This window comes from Pseudomonas sp. Pse1 (assembly GCF_024519635.1).
Classification (GTDB): Bacteria; Pseudomonadota; Gammaproteobacteria; order Pseudomonadales; family Pseudomonadaceae; genus Aquipseudomonas.
Genome location: NZ_JALJRO010000002.1, coordinates 345,846 through 363,675, shown reverse-complemented (window position 1 = coordinate 363,675; position 17,830 = coordinate 345,846). Strand labels below are relative to the sequence as shown.

Annotated in this window: 18 protein-coding genes; 14 read left to right on the top strand and 4 right to left on the bottom strand. The window is 56.0% G+C overall.

Annotated elements, in window-relative coordinates; translation table 11 throughout:
- Positions 1-31: 31 nt before the first annotated feature.
- A complete protein-coding gene (gene dnaA / locus NR126_RS04370) occupies positions 32-1,543 on the bottom strand; it encodes a chromosomal replication initiator protein DnaA (RefSeq protein WP_027616691.1) in 1,512 nt (503 codons plus the stop codon).
- A gap of 564 nt (positions 1,544-2,107) precedes the next feature.
- Between dnaA and rpmH the strand changes: the two genes are divergently transcribed.
- The 5 genes from rpmH (at position 2,108) to mnmE (ending at position 6,033) form a co-directional block, all read left to right on the top strand.
- Positions 2,108-2,242, top strand: a complete 135-nt coding sequence (gene rpmH, locus NR126_RS04365; RefSeq protein WP_003213577.1) for a 50S ribosomal protein L34 — start codon at positions 2,108-2,110, stop codon at positions 2,240-2,242.
- 16 nt (positions 2,243-2,258) lie between these two features.
- On the top strand, positions 2,259-2,660 hold the full coding sequence (gene rnpA / locus NR126_RS04360) for a ribonuclease P protein component (RefSeq protein WP_027616692.1): 402 nt from the start codon (positions 2,259-2,261) through the stop codon (positions 2,658-2,660).
- Complete coding sequence (yidD, locus tag NR126_RS04355) at positions 2,653-2,898, top strand: membrane protein insertion efficiency factor YidD (protein ID WP_010465488.1); 246 nt, start codon at positions 2,653-2,655, stop codon at positions 2,896-2,898. The genes rnpA and yidD overlap by 8 nt, the downstream gene beginning before the upstream one ends.
- Before the next feature lie 2 nt (positions 2,899-2,900).
- Positions 2,901-4,583, top strand: a complete 1,683-nt coding sequence (yidC, locus tag NR126_RS04350; protein ID WP_027616693.1) for a membrane protein insertase YidC — start codon at positions 2,901-2,903, stop codon at positions 4,581-4,583.
- Between the two features lie 79 nt (positions 4,584-4,662).
- Complete coding sequence (gene mnmE / locus NR126_RS04345; protein WP_027616694.1) at positions 4,663-6,033, top strand: tRNA uridine-5-carboxymethylaminomethyl(34) synthesis GTPase MnmE; 1,371 nt, start codon at positions 4,663-4,665, stop codon at positions 6,031-6,033.
- A 43-nt stretch (positions 6,034-6,076) separates the two neighbouring features.
- Here the strand turns inward: mnmE and NR126_RS04340 are convergent, their stop codons facing one another.
- From NR126_RS04340 to NR126_RS04330, 3 genes are all read right to left on the bottom strand, one after another.
- Positions 6,077-8,512, bottom strand: coding sequence for a TonB-dependent siderophore receptor (locus NR126_RS04340; protein WP_256829735.1), 2,436 nt, complete (start codon positions 8,510-8,512; stop codon positions 6,077-6,079).
- A 115-nt stretch (positions 8,513-8,627) separates the two neighbouring features.
- Entirely contained in the window at positions 8,628-9,572 is a 945-nt protein-coding gene (locus NR126_RS04335; RefSeq protein WP_256829814.1) for a FecR domain-containing protein, read from the bottom strand.
- Positions 9,572-10,078 carry a sigma-70 family RNA polymerase sigma factor gene (locus NR126_RS04330; protein ID WP_027616697.1) on the bottom strand — a complete coding sequence of 169 codons (507 nt, stop codon included), beginning with the start codon at positions 10,076-10,078 and terminating at the stop codon, positions 9,572-9,574. Before NR126_RS04330 ends, NR126_RS04335 begins: the two co-directional genes overlap by 1 nt.
- A 591-nt stretch (positions 10,079-10,669) precedes the next feature.
- On the opposite strand from NR126_RS04330, the gene mnmG reads away from it, so the two are divergent.
- The 9 genes from mnmG (at position 10,670) to NR126_RS04285 (ending at position 17,819) form a co-directional block, all read left to right on the top strand.
- The gene (mnmG, locus tag NR126_RS04325; RefSeq protein WP_027616698.1) at positions 10,670-12,568 is read left to right on the top strand and encodes a tRNA uridine-5-carboxymethylaminomethyl(34) synthesis enzyme MnmG; all 1,899 of its coding nucleotides are present in this window, start codon (positions 10,670-10,672) and stop codon (positions 12,566-12,568) included.
- On the top strand, positions 12,565-13,209 hold the full coding sequence (gene rsmG / locus NR126_RS04320; protein WP_027616699.1) for a 16S rRNA (guanine(527)-N(7))-methyltransferase RsmG: 645 nt from the start codon (positions 12,565-12,567) through the stop codon (positions 13,207-13,209). Before mnmG ends, rsmG begins: the two co-directional genes overlap by 4 nt.
- Before the next feature lie 18 nt (positions 13,210-13,227).
- On the top strand, positions 13,228-14,025 hold the full coding sequence (locus tag NR126_RS04315; protein ID WP_027616700.1) for a ParA family protein: 798 nt from the start codon (positions 13,228-13,230) through the stop codon (positions 14,023-14,025).
- Positions 14,026-14,034: 9 nt separating this feature from the next.
- The gene (locus NR126_RS04310) at positions 14,035-14,907 is read left to right on the top strand and encodes a ParB/RepB/Spo0J family partition protein (RefSeq protein ID WP_027616701.1); all 873 of its coding nucleotides are present in this window, start codon (positions 14,035-14,037) and stop codon (positions 14,905-14,907) included.
- 148 nt (positions 14,908-15,055) lie between these two features.
- Positions 15,056-15,463 (top strand): F0F1 ATP synthase subunit I, encoded by a 408-nt coding sequence (locus tag NR126_RS04305; RefSeq protein ID WP_027616702.1) that lies wholly within the window; start codon positions 15,056-15,058, stop codon positions 15,461-15,463.
- Positions 15,464-15,479: 16 nt separating this feature from the next.
- Positions 15,480-16,349: a F0F1 ATP synthase subunit A gene (gene atpB, locus NR126_RS04300; protein WP_027616703.1), complete on the top strand. Its 870-nt coding sequence runs from the start codon at positions 15,480-15,482 to the stop codon at positions 16,347-16,349.
- A gap of 134 nt (positions 16,350-16,483) precedes the next feature.
- Positions 16,484-16,741, top strand: coding sequence for a F0F1 ATP synthase subunit C (gene atpE, locus NR126_RS04295; protein ID WP_003097235.1), 258 nt, complete (start codon positions 16,484-16,486; stop codon positions 16,739-16,741).
- A 58-nt stretch (positions 16,742-16,799) separates the two neighbouring features.
- The gene (locus NR126_RS04290) at positions 16,800-17,270 is read left to right on the top strand and encodes a F0F1 ATP synthase subunit B (RefSeq protein WP_027616704.1); all 471 of its coding nucleotides are present in this window, start codon (positions 16,800-16,802) and stop codon (positions 17,268-17,270) included.
- A gap of 12 nt (positions 17,271-17,282) precedes the next feature.
- The gene (locus NR126_RS04285; protein WP_027616705.1) at positions 17,283-17,819 is read left to right on the top strand and encodes a F0F1 ATP synthase subunit delta; all 537 of its coding nucleotides are present in this window, start codon (positions 17,283-17,285) and stop codon (positions 17,817-17,819) included.
- Positions 17,820-17,830: the final 11 nt, after the last annotated feature.

The window sequence follows — 17,830 nt, the reverse complement described above, 5'->3', positions numbered from 1 at the left end:
CCCTTGCCTTAATAAGCTGCGCTGGTGTTCATCAAGTGGTCAATGTACGCAGCAGGTTCTTGTAGTCCTCGCGAATATCCGCGTCGGATTCCTTAAGTTCGTTGATCTTGCGGCAGGCGTGCAAAACCGTGGTGTGGTCGCGACCGCCAAACACGTCGCCGATTTCCGGCAGGCTGTGGTTGGTCAATTCCTTGGACAGGGCCATGGCCACTTGACGTGGACGGGCCACCGAACGCGAACGGCGCTTGGACAGCAAGTCGGAAATCTTGATCTTGTAGTACTCAGCGACGGTGCGCTGAATGTTATCCACAGAGACCAGCTTGTCCTGCAATGCCAGCAAGTCCTTGAGGGATTCGCGAATCAACTCGATAGTGATATCGCGACCCATGAAGTGTGAGTGGGCGATGACCCGTTTCAGGGCGCCTTCGAGCTCACGGACGTTGGAGCGGATGCGCTGGGCAATAAAGAATGCAGCGTCATGTGGCAGGTCAACTTTCGCCTGGTCAGCCTTCTTCATCAGAATGGCGACACGGGTTTCAAGTTCCGGCGGCTCGACGGCAACCGTCAGCCCCCAGCCAAACCGCGACTTCAGACGCTCTTCCAGACCTTCGATTTCTTTCGGGTAGCGGTCACTGGTGAGAATGACCTGCTGGCCGCCTTCAAGGAGGGCGTTGAAGGTGTGGAAAAACTCTTCCTGCGACCGTTCCTTACGGGCGAAAAATTGAATGTCATCGATGAGCAGAGCATCAACCGAGCGATAGAAACGCTTGAACTCGTTGATGGCGTTCAACTGCAACGCCTTGACCATGTCTGCGACGAAGCGCTCGGAATGCAGGTACACGACCTTGGCATTCGGGTTCTTCTTTAATAGATGGTTACCCACTGCGTGCATCAAGTGAGTCTTACCCAAGCCGACACCGCCGTACAGGAACAGCGGGTTATAGCCATGCTTGGGGTTGTCCGCCACTTGCCAGGCTGCCGCACGCGCCAATTGGTTGGACTTGCCTTCGACGAAGTTCTCGAAGGTAAAGGTGCGGTTCAGATAGCTGGTGTGCTTGAGCGCACCTTCAACCTGCACGGTGCGCTGTTCCGCACGCACCGGAGCCTGTTGCGAACTGGCGCCTGCCATCGGGTCAAAGCTGTCGCGAGAAGGCTCTTCACTTTCCTCGACTACTTTTTGCGTGGACCTTTTGCTCGGTGCAGCAGGCGCAGGAGTGCTGACCGGCGCAGCTGCAGCCTGGGCTTGCGAGGCCGCAGCAGCCAATGGCGCATTCGGTGCCGCGCGCGGTGCCGAGCTGCGCTTGCTGCCTATTAATAAGGACAGCGCCGGCGCCATGCCGTTGCCATGCTCATCAAGCAGTTCGAGCACACGGCCCAGATACTTTTCATTGACCCAGTCGAGAACAAAGCGATTCGGTGCGTAGACACGCAACTCGTCGCCTTCGGCTTCGACCTGTAGTGGACGGATCCAAGTGTTGAATTGTTGGGCAGGCAGCTCATCGCGCAATAGCTCCACGCACTGCTGCCAAAGTTCCACTGACACGGATATCCCCTAAGTTGAAAGCCGGTGAGGCAAAAACAAGCGGCCATTGTAGCGACCGGACGCAGACTTATCCACACGTAGGTTGCTTACAGGTTCAGAAGAAACAAGGTTTTATCGGCAAAAAACACGACCAGCGGTCTGTGAATAAGCCCTGTGGATAAACCCGTCTGAGGTCTTTGTACAAGTGTGGGCAAAACTCAGTGGATAACCTGCCTGTGGATAACAGTAGATTCCATCCACACCTTATCCGCTACTGCAGCACAGGCTTGCCACTGTTTTCCACGGTAGTTGTCATTCTCTGTACAGCCCAAGATAGAAGGGCTAAGGTCACTTATCCACAGATAACGACGGGCCTAGCTTTTATAAGCTTTACAGAAAAGCTTTAAATACTTTCCTTCTTTATTTTTATATTTTGTTCACCAGCTTTCAACGAAACGGCCCGGAAAGACCATTTAAAGGAAACGCTGGTTGGAAATTGACCTAGAGGCTTGCTTTCTCTAGAATCCCCGGTCTCTTAAAACGGGGGCCATTCCGGCCCGTTGTGGACGAACCAGGTAACACGACATGAAACGTACTTTCCAACCAAGCACTATCAAACGCGCTCGTACCCACGGTTTCCGTGCTCGCATGGCTACCAAGAACGGCCGCGCAGTCCTGTCGCGTCGTCGCGCCAAAGGTCGTGCGCGTCTGGCAGTTTGATAATCCGGTACTGGAGGTGAGTCAGGACTTCAGTCGGGAAAAGCGTTTGCTGACCCCCCGGCATTTCAAGGCAGTCTTTGACTCCCCTACCGGCAAGGTTCCGGGGAAAAATCTCCTGCTCCTTGCACGCGCCAACGATCTCGATCACCCCCGTCTAGGGCTGGTTATCGGGAAAAAGAGTGTAAAGCTCTCCGTTCAGCGCAATCGCCTCAAACGTCTGATGCGCGAATCATTTCGCCTCCACCAGGATGTTCTGGTTGGGTGGGATATCGTTATCGTCGCGCGCAAAGGTTTGGGTGACGTAGAAAACCCCGAATTGATTCAGCATTTCGGCAAACTCTGGAAGCGCCTGGCACGTAACACGCCAGTCCCAGCAGTCAAAACCGAAACTGTAGGGGTAGACAGCACCGATGCGTAAACTGGCACTCGTTCCGATCCAGTTTTATCGCTACGCCATTAGTCCTCTGATGGCCAGTCACTGTCGTTTCTACCCCAGTTGTTCCTGCTACGCGTATGAAGCCATCGAAAATCATGGCCTTCTGCGCGGTGGCTGGCTGACCTTTCGTCGTTTAGGTCGCTGTCATCCGTGGAATCCCGGTGGTTATGACCCGGTTCCACCTATCCCTACCTCCCGTTCTTCTTCGATGGCCGAGTAATCATGGATATTAAACGCACGATCCTGATCGTCGCCCTGGCAATCGTGTCCTACGTCATGGTTCTTAAATGGAACCAGGATTATGGCCAGGCTGCCCTGCCGACTCAGAATGTTGCTGCCAATCAGAATGCACCGGCTATTCCGGACGTCCCGCTTGGTAACAATGCTGCCGCCAGTGCCGATGTACCCAGCGCGAATGCCGATACCAGCACCCCTACCGAAACTCCGGTAATTGCCAATAAAGATCTCATCCACGTTAAAACGGATGTGCTCGATCTGGCGATCGATCCTCAAGGCGGTGATGTTGCCCAGCTGATGCTGCCGCTGTATCCACGTCGTCAGGACCATCCAGAAATTCCGTTCCAGTTGTTTGATAACGGCGGCGAACGTACGTATCTGGCACAAAGTGGCCTGACCGGCACCAACGGTCCGGACGCACGACCTACCGGCCGTCCGGTTTACTCGACCGAAAAGAAGACTTATCAACTGGCTGATGGCCAGAATGAGCTGAACGTTGACCTGAAATTCAGCGATGCAGGGGTCAATTACATCAAGCGCTTCACCTTCACTCGCGGTTTGTACGATCTGAAAGTGACTTATCTGATCGACAACACCAGTGACAAGGCCTGGACCGGCAACCTGTTTGCCCAGCTCAAGCGTGACGCGAGTGCAGATCCATCGTCCACTACCGCTACTGGCACCGCCACTTACCTGGGCGCGGCCCTGTGGACAAGTGCCGAGCCGTACAAAAAAGTGTCGATGAAAGATATCGACAAGGGCGCACTGAAAGAAACTGTTAACGGTGGTTGGGTGGCCTGGCTGCAACACTACTTCGTGACTGCCTGGATTCCAGCCAAGAACGACAGCAACGTGGTGCAGACTCGCAAGGACAGCCAAGGTAACTACATCATTGGCTTCACTGGCCCGGCGTTGACCGTTGCGCCAGGCGCCAAGGCTGAAACCAGCGCTACCCTGTACGCCGGTCCGAAAAGCCAGGCGGTACTCAAAGAGTTATCCCCAGGCCTGGAACTGACGGTCGACTACGGCATCCTGTGGTTCATCGCTCAACCGATCTTCTGGCTGCTGCAGCACATCCACGCGATTGTGGGTAACTGGGGCTGGTCGATTATCTTCCTGACCATGCTGATCAAAGGGATCTTCTTCCCGCTGTCGGCGGCCAGCTACAAATCCATGGCGCGCATGCGTGCAGTGGCACCGAAACTGGCTGCACTGAAAGAGCAGCACGGCGACGACCGGCAGAAAATGTCGCAGGCCATGATGGAGCTGTACAAGAAAGAGAAGATCAATCCGCTGGGTGGTTGCTTGCCAATCCTCGTGCAGATGCCGGTATTCCTTTCGTTGTACTGGGTACTCCTGGAAAGCGTGGAAATGCGCCAGGCGCCATTCATGCTGTGGATTACTGACCTGTCGATCAAGGATCCGTTCTTCATTCTGCCGATCATCATGGGCGCAACCATGTTCATCCAGCAGCAGTTGAACCCGACTCCTCCGGATCCGATGCAGGCCAAGGTGATGAAGCTGATGCCTATCATCTTTACCTTCTTCTTCCTGTGGTTCCCAGCGGGTCTGGTACTGTACTGGGTAGTCAACAACTGCCTGTCGATCGCGCAACAGTGGTACATCACTCGCAAGATCGAAGCCGCGACGAAAAAAGCCGAGGCTTAATCCGGTCAGTGTGTAACCATTCAAAACGCCCCCTCGTGGGGCGTTTTGCTATCTGCCATTTTTATCGAGATATCGGTTTATGAGCGCTCCTCGTGAAACCATCGCCGCCGTCGCCACCGCCCAAGGCCGTGGAGGCGTCGGTATCGTTCGTATTTCCGGGCCTTTGGCCAGCGTTGCGGCGAGGGCCATCAGCGGTCGCGAGCTGAAACCGCGCTACGCCCATTACGGTCCGTTTTTCAGCAATGAACAGGACGTACTGGACGAAGGCATTGCCTTGTACTTTCCTGGGCCGAACTCATTCACCGGCGAAGATGTGCTGGAACTGCAGGGGCACGGTGGCCCGATCGTCCTGGACATGTTGCTGCAGCGTTGCCTGCAACTGGGCTGCCGCCTGGCGCGGCCGGGTGAGTTCAGCGAGCGTGCGTTCCTCAATGACAAGCTCGACCTGGCGCAGGCTGAAGCGATTGCCGACCTGATTGAAGCCAGCTCCGCGCAAGCCGCGCGCAATGCGTTGCGCTCCCTGCAGGGCGCTTTTTCGCAACGTGTGCATAAGTTGACCGAGCAGTTGATTGCGCTGCGCATTTACGTTGAAGCAGCGATCGATTTCCCGGAAGAAGAGATCGACTTCCTCGCCGATGGCCATGTCCTGAGCATGCTCGACGCGGTGCGCGAAGAGTTATCCACCGTTCTGCGTGAAGCCGGGCAGGGCGCATTGCTGCGTGACGGAATGACGGTCGTAATTGCCGGCCGGCCGAATGCCGGAAAATCCAGTTTGCTCAATGCCCTGGCAGGTCGTGAAGCGGCCATTGTCACGGAAATCGCCGGCACGACCCGGGATATCCTGCGTGAACATATCCACATCGACGGCATGCCGTTGCATGTGGTGGACACGGCAGGGCTTCGCGATACCGATGACCAGGTCGAGAAAATCGGCGTTGAACGGGCGTTGAAGGCCATTTCCGAGGCCGATCGCGTGTTGCTGGTCGTCGACGCGACCGCGCCTGAAGCCTTGGACCCCTTTGCCTTGTGGCCAGAATTCCTCGAGCAGCGCCCGGACCCAGGCAAAGTGACGTTGATCCGCAACAAGGCGGACCTGACCGGGGAAGCGATTGAACTGCAGGTTTGCGACGATGGCCACGTGACCATCAGTCTGAGCGCCAAGTCGGCCGGTGAAGGCCTGGAGCTATTACGCGACCATCTTAAGGCTTGCATGGGCTATGAGCAGACGTCAGAGAGCAGTTTCAGCGCTCGCCGTCGTCACCTTGAGGCACTGCGCCATGCCAGTGCTTCGCTTGAACACGGTCATGCACAGCTGACACTGGCCGGCGCCGGCGAGCTCCTGGCTGAAGATCTTCGTCAGGCACAGCAATCGCTGGGTGAAATTACTGGTGAATTCAGCTCGGATGATTTGCTGGGCCGGATTTTTTCCAGTTTCTGCATTGGCAAATAACCGTTAGAGCTGTGGGAGTTATCCACAGCTCCAGCGTTATCGCTTACCAGTTATAGGACACCGATCCCAAGAGAGAGCGGTCTTCGCCCCAGTAGCATCGGCCAGCGTCGTTACAGCCTGACACATATTCCTTGTCGAACAGGTTTTTCGCGTTCAGGTCCACGGTCCAGTGACGGTCGATCTGGTAGCCAATGGCCGCGTCCACCAAGGTGACATCGCCGGCATCGAGTTTTCCGTAAAGGGAGGGCGAGGTGTAGGCAAATGCGCTGTCAAAGTACCGGATGCCGCCGCCGACATACATTCCCTTGAGGCTGCTCTCGAGGAAGCGGTATTTAGCCCAAACCGAGGCCTGGTTACGTGGTACGCCGGTCATTTGGTGATCCTTGACCAGAGATGTCTGTGCATCTTTGGTAATCCTGGCGTCGGTATAGGTATAGGCTGCCGTGAGATTCAGGTTTGGCGTGAGATTGCTGTTCAGCTCCAGTTCCATACCTTTAGAGCGGCTTTCACCAACCTGACGATAGGTGGAGGTAGTTGCGTCGAAGTAGGTGTCATCTTTCTTGCGCAGGTCATACACCGATGCCGTAAACGACGTATCCCAACCCACCGGATCGTATTTAAGGCCCACTTCGTACTGACTGCTGGTGATCGGATTCAGCGGCTGACCCGCATTGGAGATCTGCTGTACCGGGACAAAGGCGGTGGAGTAGCTGATATAAGGCGTCAGTCCGTTATCGAACTGATACATCACGCCGCCCTGGTAGGTGAACTTGCGGTCCTCGGAACTGATATTGCCCGCGCTGGCGACCTTGTCACGAAAATCACTGTCGACCCAATCCTGGCGCCCTCCGAGCAGGAACAGCCAGTGGTCGTATTTGCTTTGCACCTGTGCATAAACACCCTTCATTTGTTGTTCAAGCAAGGTGTTCTGCACAGCGATCGGCGTTGTCGGGTCGCCAAGGTAGACCGGGTTATAGATATCGATCGGCCCCACCAGGCCCGCATTCCAGTCCTGATTGAACGACGTACGGTCAAAGCTGCCACCAAATAGCACGGTGTTCTGCAATCCGCCGAGCTGGAATTTGCCCTCGAGTTGGTTATCCAGTGAGTAGACCATCGACTTGTTGAAGCGATCATAAGCGGTCATGTTCACGCGCGTGCCGAAACCACCATTGTTCAAGCTGCCCGGCCAGGTTTCATGACGGGTGATGCGCGACTGCATGTAGCGCGAGTTCTGCCGGAACTGCCAGTCGTCATTGAAGCTGTGGCTGAATTCGTAGCCGGTGCTCCAGGTTTCCCGTTCGAAAGTATTCCAGTCAGGATCACCGAGCATGGTGTCCTTGGACAATTGGCCGTTGGGGTTGCTCAGCAGGGTGCCAGCCGCCGGCAGACCGAGTTCCATATTGGTGTGATCCTTCTGGTAATTCGCCAGTAAGGTCAGCGTGTTGAACTCATCAAAATTCAAGGTCAGGGAAGGGGCGATGTAAATGCGATCATCCGGTACATGGTCGGTTTGGGTGTCAGCATTGCGCCCCAGCATCACCACTCGGGCCAGAACATTTTCGTTGTCGTTAACCGGGCCGGAAACATCAACGCCCAATTGCCGGCGATTGTTCGAACCGTAACTGAGCTGTACTTCGCCTTGTGGGGCTGCCGTCGGGCGTTTACTCACCAGATTGACCAGTCCTCCCGGAGCGTTCTCGCCATAGAGCAGTGATGACGGACCGCGGAATACTTCAACGCGTTCCAGGCCATAAGGTTCAGTCGTGGTGTCGTATCGGTTGCCCTGAACTCGCAGACCATCACGAAGCAAGCCATAGCCGTAATCGGTCGCGTTGAAACCACGAATGAAAAACAGGTCTCCTGCCAAGCTGTCACCTGCCGCGAACGGCGGCGCAAAGATACCTGGCACATAACCGAGGACGTCAGTCAGGGTCTGGGATTTTTGGTCTTTCATGCGCTGGGCGGTGACGACCGAGATTGAGCGCGGTGTTTCGGAAAGCGGAGTGCTGGTTTTGCTGCCAACACGACTGTTATTTGCCTTGTATCCCGTGTCCGAGGCGTAATCGAGGTTCATCTCATTCGGTTGTTGGGCATTGATATTGGTTGCCCCAAGCACCAGCGTGCCAGCCTCGGGTTGCGGCTGCAGGATGTAACTGCCGGGGCCTGCGGGTACGGCCATCAAACCGGAGTCCTGGAGCAAAATCGAAAAGCCCTGCTCGACGGAATAATTGCCGTTCAATCCGGAAGTGCGCAGTGTCGTGGTCTGCGAAGGTGCGAATGACAGAATCACGTTCGCTGCCGCAGCAAATTGACTCAGTGCATTATCCAGCGAACCCGCCGCGATGCTGTAACGCTGCGTGGCATCGGCAGCCATGCAAAGGGGAGCGACCAGAGCGCAACTGGCGGCACTGGTCATCAACAGACTGTAAGCAATGCAATGGGGGGTAAAACGCTTGCGCAAAATCGAAAGTCGCATGAGTAGGTAAACCCTGAAGGTGGCAAATGCCGCGTTGGATCGCGATTACCTGTAGGGCCGTTCCTGGAAAAAAAAAGATAACCCTGAATCGACATTTTTTTCAGTCAGAACTCGTTCAGCCGTTATGTTTGATCGATACCCAGTAACGAGTGAAATAATCGATGCTGACAGGCAACGACGCTTGTAGATTGGCCAGCACCGCATCGGTCGAATCCAGGCGGAAAGTCCCAGATACGTGCAGGCCCGCGGCGCGCTCATCGCAGTGCATGACCCCGGCTCGATAACGGCCCAGCTCACTGAGGAGCTCTCCCAGTGGAACGTCGAGAACGATCAATTGACCATTGATCCAAGCGGCTTGCGTGGCGCGATAGGGATGAATGGCGCCTACGTTGCTGCTATCGAAATCGGCACTTTCGCCTGCGACCAGTAAGCGAGCCTGTTCAGGGTGCTTTGCCGGATACAGCCTGACCTGATCTTCAAGTACGCCGATTCGCGACACTCCCGCCAAGTGCCGTGCCGAGAAGCAAGTGCCCAAAGCCTCGATCCGTCCTTCGAGAGTCTCGACAAAGAACGGACGCTGATCACCGAGCTTGCCGGTGCGAACGAGGATTTCTCCTTCACGCAGGCGGATCAATCGTTGTTTGTTGTCAAACACCACATCGATGGCCGTACCGGTATTGAGATGTATCCGAGTGCCATCGGTCAGATCGATTGAGCGGCGTTGGCCCACTTTGGTTCGGTAATCCGCCCAGACGTTACTCAATGGAGTGTGCTGTTGCACATTCCAGCCGAGATAACCGGTTCCGGCCGCGATCATAAGGAGCTTCAATACCTGGCGACGCTGTTGGGTGGAGGACAATGCCCGGCGCGACAGGTCACGAGATCCGCGTAGATTTCGTTGGATCTGCTCCATCTGGTTCCACGCGTCCAGGTTCGCCGGGCTGCTGTCGATCCAGTTTTGCCATGCCTGGCGTTGCACGGCGGTAGGCGGTTCAGCCTGAAACTGCACGTACCAGGTAGCTGCCGCCTGAAAAACCTTGCGATCAGGAGAGGCCGCCATCAGAGCGTCGCCATAATCATCGAACATTCAGTCAACGCGCGGATCATGTGTTTCTTCACCGTGGTCAGAGATACCTTCATCTGTGCGGCGATCTGTTGATAAGTCAGGCCTTCAATCTGCGACAACATGAAGATTCGCTGAGTCCTGGCACCAAGGTTGGTCAGCGCTTTATCCACAGCGACAAGGGTTTCAATGATCACGGCTTTGTCTTCTTCACTGATCGCTGTCGCTACAGGTCGAGCCGCGAGTGTTTCCAGATAAGCCAACTCAATGGCGCGCCGGCGATAGCGATCGATCACCAAGCCCTTTGCCACAGTCGCCAGATAATCCCTGGGTTCCCGTATCTGGCTCGCGTTGCGGGAGACGAGGATTCGTACAAACGTGTCCTGTGCCACATCCGCCGCATCGCAAGCGTCGTTAAGTTTCGCCCTCAACCATCCATACAGCCACGAATGGTGTTGCACGTAGATTCGCTCGATTGCAGCGGTGTGGGATGGCATGGACATGAGGATGAATGGCAAGTTAATGATAATAGATATTATTAGCTTTTGTTGCAGCCCCCCACAATAGAAGGCCTTGCCTTTCATCCTCTGAACCTTGATGGCTGATGTCCTCCGAGACAGATCAGCGGCTCACCCGTGGGCAGCTCTTTTTTGCAGATTCAGCTGGTTGAGCAGTTTTTAATCAGATAAGCCCTGTGAATAACTGCCATTGAGCTCAGTTGATAACAGACCCTAAAAACTGAGGAAAACTGCCTCTGTGGATAAGCACCCCATTCATCCACAGGCTTATTCTGCTTATCCCATGCCCTCCTGACTAGATGACCACAGACTTTTGAATCTCTGTACACACCGAAATAAAAGGGCTTCAGCGTTTTATCCACAGAATGGTAGGTGCATAGAAATAAACATAAAAACAAAGCTTTTATAAATTTCTTTCTTTTTAATTTCTATTGTTCGTGACTTACCCACAGCTGGTTAAATTTTGTGCAAAGGGTTCTTTAGGAAGGGCGAAGTCCCTATACTTGTCGACCAGGTCCAAAAACCTGAGCCCAAACTCTTTCTGATTACCTAACTGCAGCAGGCACGAGGTGCGTGGTGGATTTCCCTTCCCGTTTTGAAGTGATCGTCATCGGCGGCGGTCATGCCGGTACCGAGGCAGCACTTGCATCAGCACGTATGGGGGTGAAAACCCTATTGCTGACGCATAACGTGGAAACCCTCGGAGCAATGAGCTGCAATCCCGCGATTGGCGGGATTGGCAAAAGCCACTTAGTCAAGGAAATCGACGCCCTCGGTGGCGCGATGGCCATGGCCACTGATAAAGGTGGTATTCAATTTCGCGTCTTGAACAGTCGCAAAGGCCCAGCCGTGCGCGCTACTCGCGCCCAGGCCGACCGTATTCTGTACAAGGCAGCCGTGCGCGAGATTCTCGAAAACCAGCCCAACCTGTGGATATTTCAGCAGGCTGCGGATGACCTGATCGTCGAGCAGGACCAGGTACGCGGTGTCGTTACCCAGATGGGTCTGCGTTTCTTCGCGGATTCGGTGGTGTTAACCACCGGCACCTTCCTCGGTGGACTTATCCACATTGGGTTGCAGAATTTTTCCGGCGGTCGCGCCGGTGATCCGCCGTCGATTGCCTTGGCTCACCGTCTGCGTGAACTGCCGCTGCGTGTGGGTCGCCTGAAAACTGGTACGCCACCACGCATTGACGGCCGCTCTGTGGATTTCTCGGTGATGACCGAGCAACCAGGTGATACGCCGATCCCGGTGATGTCGTTCATGGGCAACAAGGAACAGCATCCCAAGCAGGTCAGTTGCTGGATTACCCACACCAACGCCCGTACCCACGAAATCATTGCCGCGAACCTCGACCGTTCGCCGATGTATTCGGCTGCCGGTGAGATCGAAGGCATTGGTCCACGTTACTGCCCGTCGATCGAAGACAAAATCCACCGCTTTGCCGACAAGCAAAGCCACCAGGTGTTTATCGAGCCGGAAGGTCTGACCACCCACGAGCTGTACCCGAACGGGATATCCACATCCCTGCCGTTCGACGTGCAATTGCAGATCGTGCAATCGATTCGCGGTATGGAAAACGCCCATATCGTGCGCCCTGGCTATGCCATCGAATACGACTACTTCGACCCGCGTGACCTGAAGTACAGCCTGGAAACCAAAGTCATTGGCGGCCTGTTCTTTGCCGGCCAGATCAACGGCACCACCGGTTACGAAGAAGCCGGCGCCCAGGGTTTACTGGCCGGGACCAACGCCGCTCTGCGTGCGCAGGGCAAGGAGAGTTGGTGCCCGCGTCGTGACGAAGCGTACATCGGGGTGTTGGTTGACGACCTGATCACCCTGGGAACCCAGGAACCGTACCGGATGTTTACCTCCCGTGCGGAATACCGGTTGATTCTGCGTGAAGACAACGCCGACCTGCGCCTGACCGAGAAGGGCCGTGAACTGGGCCTGGTCGATGACGTGCGTTGGGCCGCATTCTGCAACAAGCGTGAAGCCATCGAGCTTGAAGAACAGCGCCTGAAAAGCACCTGGGTCCGTCCCGGCACTGCGCAGGGCGACGCCATTGCGGAAAAATTCGGCACGCCGCTGACCCACGAGTACAGCCTGCTGAGCCTGCTGACCCGTCCGGAAATCGACTACGCTGGGCTGATCTCGGTCACCGGTGAAGGCGCCGAGGACCCACAGGTTGCCGAACAGGTGGAAATCAAGACCAAGTACGCCGGCTACATCGACCGTCAACAGGACGAAATCGCCCGCCTGCGTGCCAGCGAAGACACGAAATTGCCTGTGGATATCGATTACACGGGCATTTCCGGCCTTTCCAAAGAGATCCAGAGCAAGCTGGGCGCGACCCGCCCGGAGACCCTGGGCCAGGCTTCACGTATTCCGGGTGTCACTCCGGCGGCCATTTCGTTGTTGATGATTCATTTGAAAAAACGCGGCGCAGGCCGTCAGTTGGAGCAAAGCGCTTGAGTTCGTTGGTCACCCCGCAACACGCCGAAGAGTTATCCACAGGTGCTCGCCAATTGGGCGTCAACCTGAGTGAGACCCAGCAGGAACAACTGCTGGGTTATCTGGCGTTGTTGATCAAATGGAACAAGGCCTACAACCTCACCGCTGTGCGTGACCCGGACGAAATGGTTTCCCGCCATTTGCTCGACAGTCTGAGTGTCATGTCGTTTATCGAAAATGGCCGTTGGCTGGATGTTGGCAGCGGTGGCGGCATGCCCGGCATTCCGCTGGCTATCCTGTTTCCGGAGTCGCAGGTCACCTGCCTGGACAGCAACGGCAAGAAAACCCGCTTCCTGACCCAGGTCAAACTCGAACTCAAGCTGGATAACCTGCAAGTTATCCACAGTCGCGTCGAAGCCTTCCAGCCGCCGTTGCCTTTCAACGGGATCATTTCCCGGGCCTTCAGCAGCATGGAAAACTTCAGCAACTGGACCCGCCATCTTGGCGACCGCGACACACGTTGGCTGGCAATGAAGGGCGTTCATCCCGCGGATGAGCTGGTAGCATTGCCGGCAGACTTCCACCTCGATAGCGAACACGCCCTGGCCGTCCCTGGTTGCCAAGGCCAACGCCATCTGCTGATACTGCGCCGCACGGCATGATTGGGAACACAAGCAAGAATGGCTAAGGTATTCGCGATTGCGAACCAGAAGGGTGGTGTGGGCAAGACCACCACCTGCATCAACCTCGCAGCATCGCTGGTCGCTACCAAGCGCCGGGTACTGCTGATCGATCTTGATCCACAGGGCAACGCCACCATGGGTAGCGGTGTGGATAAACACGGCCTGGAAAACTCGGTCTACGACCTGTTGATCGGCGAATGCGACCTGGCCCAGGCCATGCATTACTCCGAACACGGTGGCTACCAGTTATTGCCGGCCAACCGCGACCTGACAGCAGCCGAAGTGGTGCTGCTGGAAATGCAGATGAAGGAAAGTCGTCTGCGCAGCGCCCTGGCGCCGATTCGCGAGAGTTACGATTACATTCTGATCGACTGCCCGCCGTCGCTGTCGATGCTCACACTCAATGCGCTGGTTGCCGCCGATGGGGTAATTATCCCCATGCAGTGCGAATACTTTGCCCTCGAAGGCCTGAGCGACCTTGTGGATAACATCAAGCGTATCGCCGAGCTGCTGAATCCGAATCTGAAAGTCGAAGGCCTGTTACGTACGATGTACGACCCGCGCCTGAGCCTGATGAACGATGTGTCGGCCCAGCTCAAGGAACACTTCGGCGATCAGCTGTACGACACGGTCATCCCGCGCAACATCCGCTTGGCCGAAGCGCCGAGCTATGGCATGCCGGCATTGGCGTATGACAAATCATCGCGTGGCGCCATTGCCTACCTGGCATTGGCTGGCGAGATGGTTCGCCGCCAACGCAAAAATTCACGTGCCACCGCAGCTCAGGCAACTTAAGGAATCCCCATGGCCGTCAAGAAACGAGGTCTCGGACGTGGACTGGATGCACTGCTGAGTGGTCCGACTGTCAGCGCACTGGAAGAACAGGCGGTGCAGGCGGAGCAGCGGGAGCTGCAGCACCTGCCCCTGGATTTGCTGCAACGTGGCAAATACCAGCCGCGGCGTGACATGGATCCGCAGGCGCTGGAAGAGCTGGCGCAGTCGATCAGGGCCCAGGGCGTCATGCAGCCCATCGTGGTGCGTCCCATTGGTGGCGGTCGCTTCGAAATCATTGCCGGTGAGCGCCGTTGGCGCGCCAGCCAGCAGGCCGGCCAAGAGACCATCCCGGCGATGGTCCGCGAAGTGACGGATGAAACCGCCGTCGCCATGGCGCTCATCGAGAACATCCAGCGCGAAGACCTCAATCCGATCGAGGAAGCCGTTGCGCTGCAGCGCTTGCAGCAGGAATTCCAACTGACCCAGCAGCAGGTCGCCGATGCCGTGGGTAAATCCCGGGTGACCGTGGCCAACCTGTTGCGTCTGATTGCGTTGCCGGAAGTCATCAAGACCATGTTGTCCCATGGCGACCTGGAAATGGGTCACGCCCGTGCTTTGCTGGGTTTGCCGGAAAATCAACAGGTTGAAGGGGCGCGACACGTTGTCGCACGTGGGCTCACCGTCCGACAGACTGAAGCACTGGTTCGCCAGTGGTTGAGTGGCAAACCTGAAGCCGTGGAGCCTGCCAAACCGGACCCGGATATCGCTCGTCTCGAACAGCGCCTGGCCGAGCGCCTAGGCTCTGCGGTGCAGATTCGCCACGGGAAGAAGGGAAAGGGCCAGTTGGTAATTGGCTATAACTCATTGGATGAGCTTCAAGGTGTCCTTGCACACATCCGCTGAAACATTTCCTCATGTAGCGTGCAGTCGGAAATCACTACCTGACAGTTGAATAGGGGCTGAACCGCCCCTATACTCTGCGCGCATTTTGTCGGCACAAATTATGCCAAGTCATTGCGTTCTGGCAGCCGACCTTTGAGGAGCAAGAGTGATGGAGACACGCACGCCAAACCGCTTGCCGTTCCATCGCTTGGCGGTTTTTCCGGTGTTACTGGCGCAATTTGTCATTCTGCTATTGGCCGCTTTGGCGCTCTGGCAATGGCAGGGTGTCGTAGCCGGGTACTCGGGACTCTGCGGAGGCCTGATAGCCTTGCTTCCCAATGTTTATTTCGCTCATAGGGCATTTCGGTTTACCGGCGCCCGAGCAGCTCAAGCCATCGTCCGGTCTTTTTATGCCGGCGAGGCGGGCAAATTGATTTTAACGGCAGTGCTGTTTGCACTGACGTTCGCAGGTGTGAAGCCATTGGCGCCGTTAGCAGTCTTCGGTGTCTTTGTGTTGACCCAACTGGTCAGCTGGTTCGCTCCCCTGCTGATGAGAACAAGACTTTCGAGACCTTAGGGCGTTTGAGGCAACCATGGCAGAGACAACCGCTTCGGGCTATATCCAGCACCACTTGCAGAACCTGACTTTCGGTCAGCATCCTACCGGCGGCTGGGGTTTTGCCCACACCGCAGCAGAAGCCAAGGAAATGGGCTTTTGGGCTTTCCACGTCGATACTCTCGGCTGGTCGGTCGCATTGGGTCTGATCTTCGTTCTTCTTTTCCGCATGGCGGCAAAGAAAGCAACTTCCGGTCAACCAGGTGCCTTGCAGAACTTCGTTGAAGTACTGGTCGAATTCGTCGATGGCAGCGTGAAAGACAGCTTCCATGGCCGTAGCCCGGTGATCGCACCGCTGGCACTGACCATCTTCGTCTGGGTCTTCCTGATGAACGCCGTCGACCTGATCCCGGTTGACTGGATTCCTCAGCTGGCCATGGCGATCAGCGGCGATCCGCACATCCCATTCCGCGCCGTATCGACCACTGACCCGAACGCTACTCTGGGTATGGCTCTTTCGGTGTTCGCACTGATCATTTTCTACAGCATCAAGGTCAAGGGCATCGGCGGCTTCATCGGCGAACTGACCCTGCACCCGTTCGGCAGCAAGAACATCTTCGTTCAAGCCCTGCTGATTCCGGTGAACTTCCTGCTGGAGTTCGTGACGCTGATCGCCAAGCCAATCTCGCTGGCACTGCGTCTGTTCGGCAACATGTATGCCGGCGAGCTGGTGTTCATTCTGATCGCTGTGATGTTCGGCAGTGGTCTGCTCTGGCTTAGCGGCCTGGGCATTGTTCTGCAGTGGGCGTGGGCTGTGTTCCACATCCTGATCATCACCCTGCAGGCGTTTATCTTCATGATGCTGACCATTGTCTACCTGTCGATGGCGCACGAAGAGAACCATTAAGGCTGGCTTAGGCTAGTCTGATGTCCCTCTCGTCTCGGCGGGAGGGGGCCCATAACGGGCTTGATGAAACGATTTGTTTTACCGCTTTAAATTAAAAAAACCTAAACCATACGACGTAAAAGTCGGGAGGAAAGATGGAAACTGTAGTTGGTCTAACCGCTATCGCTGTTGCACTGTTGATCGGCCTGGGCGCACTGGGTACCGCAATTGGTTTCGGCCTGTTGGGCGGCAAATTCCTGGAAGGCGCTGCGCGTCAACCAGAAATGGTTCCAATGCTGCAAGTTAAAATGTTCATCGTGGCCGGTCTGCTTGACGCCGTAACCATGATCGGTGTTGGTATCGCTCTGTTCTTCACCTTTGCGAACCCGTTCGTTGGTCAGATCGCTGGCTAATTACTCGGATCTTCCGAGTAATTTGATGTGATGGACAACGTAACTGCGAGGTGTTGGCGTGAACATTAATGCGACCCTGATTGGCCAGTCCGTTGCGTTCCTGATTTTTGTACTGTTCTGCATGAAGTTCGTATGGCCTCCGGTCATCACGGCGCTGCGTGAACGTCAAAAGAAGATCGCGGATGGACTGGACGCTGCCAGCCGAGCAGCTCGCGACCTGGAGTTGGCCCAAGAGAAAGCGGGTCAACAACTGCGCGAAGCGAAAGCTCAGGCAGCTGAAATCATCGAGCAAGCCAAGAAGCGCGGTTCTCAGATTGTCGACGAAGCCCGTGAACAGGCTCGCGTCGAAGCTGACCGTGTGAAGGCTCAGGCTCAGGCCGAGATCGAACAGGAAATCAACAGTGTCAAAGACGCGCTGCGTGCCCAAGTGGGTAGCCTGGCCGTTGGTGGTGCTGCGAAGATCCTGGGTGCCACAATCGATCAAAACGCGCACGCAGAGCTGGTTAACCAACTGGCTGCTGAAATCTAAGCGAGGGCGATCATGGCAGAACTGACCACGTTGGCCCGACCTTACGCTAAGGCGGCCTTCGAGCACGCTCAGGCCCACCAGCAACTGGCCAATTGGTCAGCCATGCTCGGCCTGGCAGCAGCGGTGTCGCAAGACGACACCATGCTGCGCGTGCTCAAGGCCCCGCGACTGACGAGCGCAGAAAAGGCCGCCACGTTTATTGACGTGTGCGGCGACAAGTTTGATGTAAAGGTACAGAACTTCATCCACGTCGTTGCCGAAAACGACCGTCTCCCGCTGTTGCCGGAGATTGCCGCTCTGTTCGACCTGTACAAGGCCGAACAAGAGAAGTCGGTAGACGTAGAAGTGACCAGTGCTTTTGCATTGAACCAAGAACAGCAAGACAAACTCGCCAAGGTTCTCAGTGCACGACTCAACCGGGAAGTGCGCCTGCAAGTCGAGGAAGACAGCTCCCTTATTGGTGGTGTTGTCATCCGCGCCGGCGACCTGGTTATCGATGGCTCGATTCGCGGCAAAATCGCGAAACTTGCCGAAGCATTGAAATCTTGAGTTTGAAGGGG

Bases quoted from the DNA above. Each gene is read 5' to 3' on its own strand.
- rpmH (WP_003213577.1), top strand. From the start codon at position 2,108: ATGAAACGTACTTTCCAACCAAGCACTATCAAACGCGCTCGTACCCAC.
- yidD (WP_010465488.1), top strand. From the start codon at position 2,653: ATGCGTAAACTGGCACTCGTTCCGATCCAGTTTTATCGCTACGCCATT.
- yidC (WP_027616693.1), top strand. From the start codon at position 2,901: ATGGATATTAAACGCACGATCCTGATCGTCGCCCTGGCAATCGTGTCC.
- mnmE (WP_027616694.1), top strand. From the start codon at position 4,663: ATGAGCGCTCCTCGTGAAACCATCGCCGCCGTCGCCACCGCCCAAGGC.
- NR126_RS04340 (WP_256829735.1), bottom strand. From the start codon at position 8,512: ATGCGACTTTCGATTTTGCGCAAGCGTTTTACCCCCCATTGCATTGCT.
- NR126_RS04335 (WP_256829814.1), bottom strand. From the start codon at position 9,572: ATGGCGGCCTCTCCTGATCGCAAGGTTTTTCAGGCGGCAGCTACCTGG.
- NR126_RS04330 (WP_027616697.1), bottom strand. From the start codon at position 10,078: ATGTCCATGCCATCCCACACCGCTGCAATCGAGCGAATCTACGTGCAA.
- NR126_RS04315 (WP_027616700.1), top strand. From the start codon at position 13,228: ATGGCTAAGGTATTCGCGATTGCGAACCAGAAGGGTGGTGTGGGCAAG.
- NR126_RS04310 (WP_027616701.1), top strand. From the start codon at position 14,035: ATGGCCGTCAAGAAACGAGGTCTCGGACGTGGACTGGATGCACTGCTG.
- NR126_RS04305 (WP_027616702.1), top strand. From the start codon at position 15,056: ATGGAGACACGCACGCCAAACCGCTTGCCGTTCCATCGCTTGGCGGTT.
- atpB (WP_027616703.1), top strand. From the start codon at position 15,480: ATGGCAGAGACAACCGCTTCGGGCTATATCCAGCACCACTTGCAGAAC.
- atpE (WP_003097235.1), top strand. From the start codon at position 16,484: ATGGAAACTGTAGTTGGTCTAACCGCTATCGCTGTTGCACTGTTGATC.
- NR126_RS04285 (WP_027616705.1), top strand. From the start codon at position 17,283: ATGGCAGAACTGACCACGTTGGCCCGACCTTACGCTAAGGCGGCCTTC.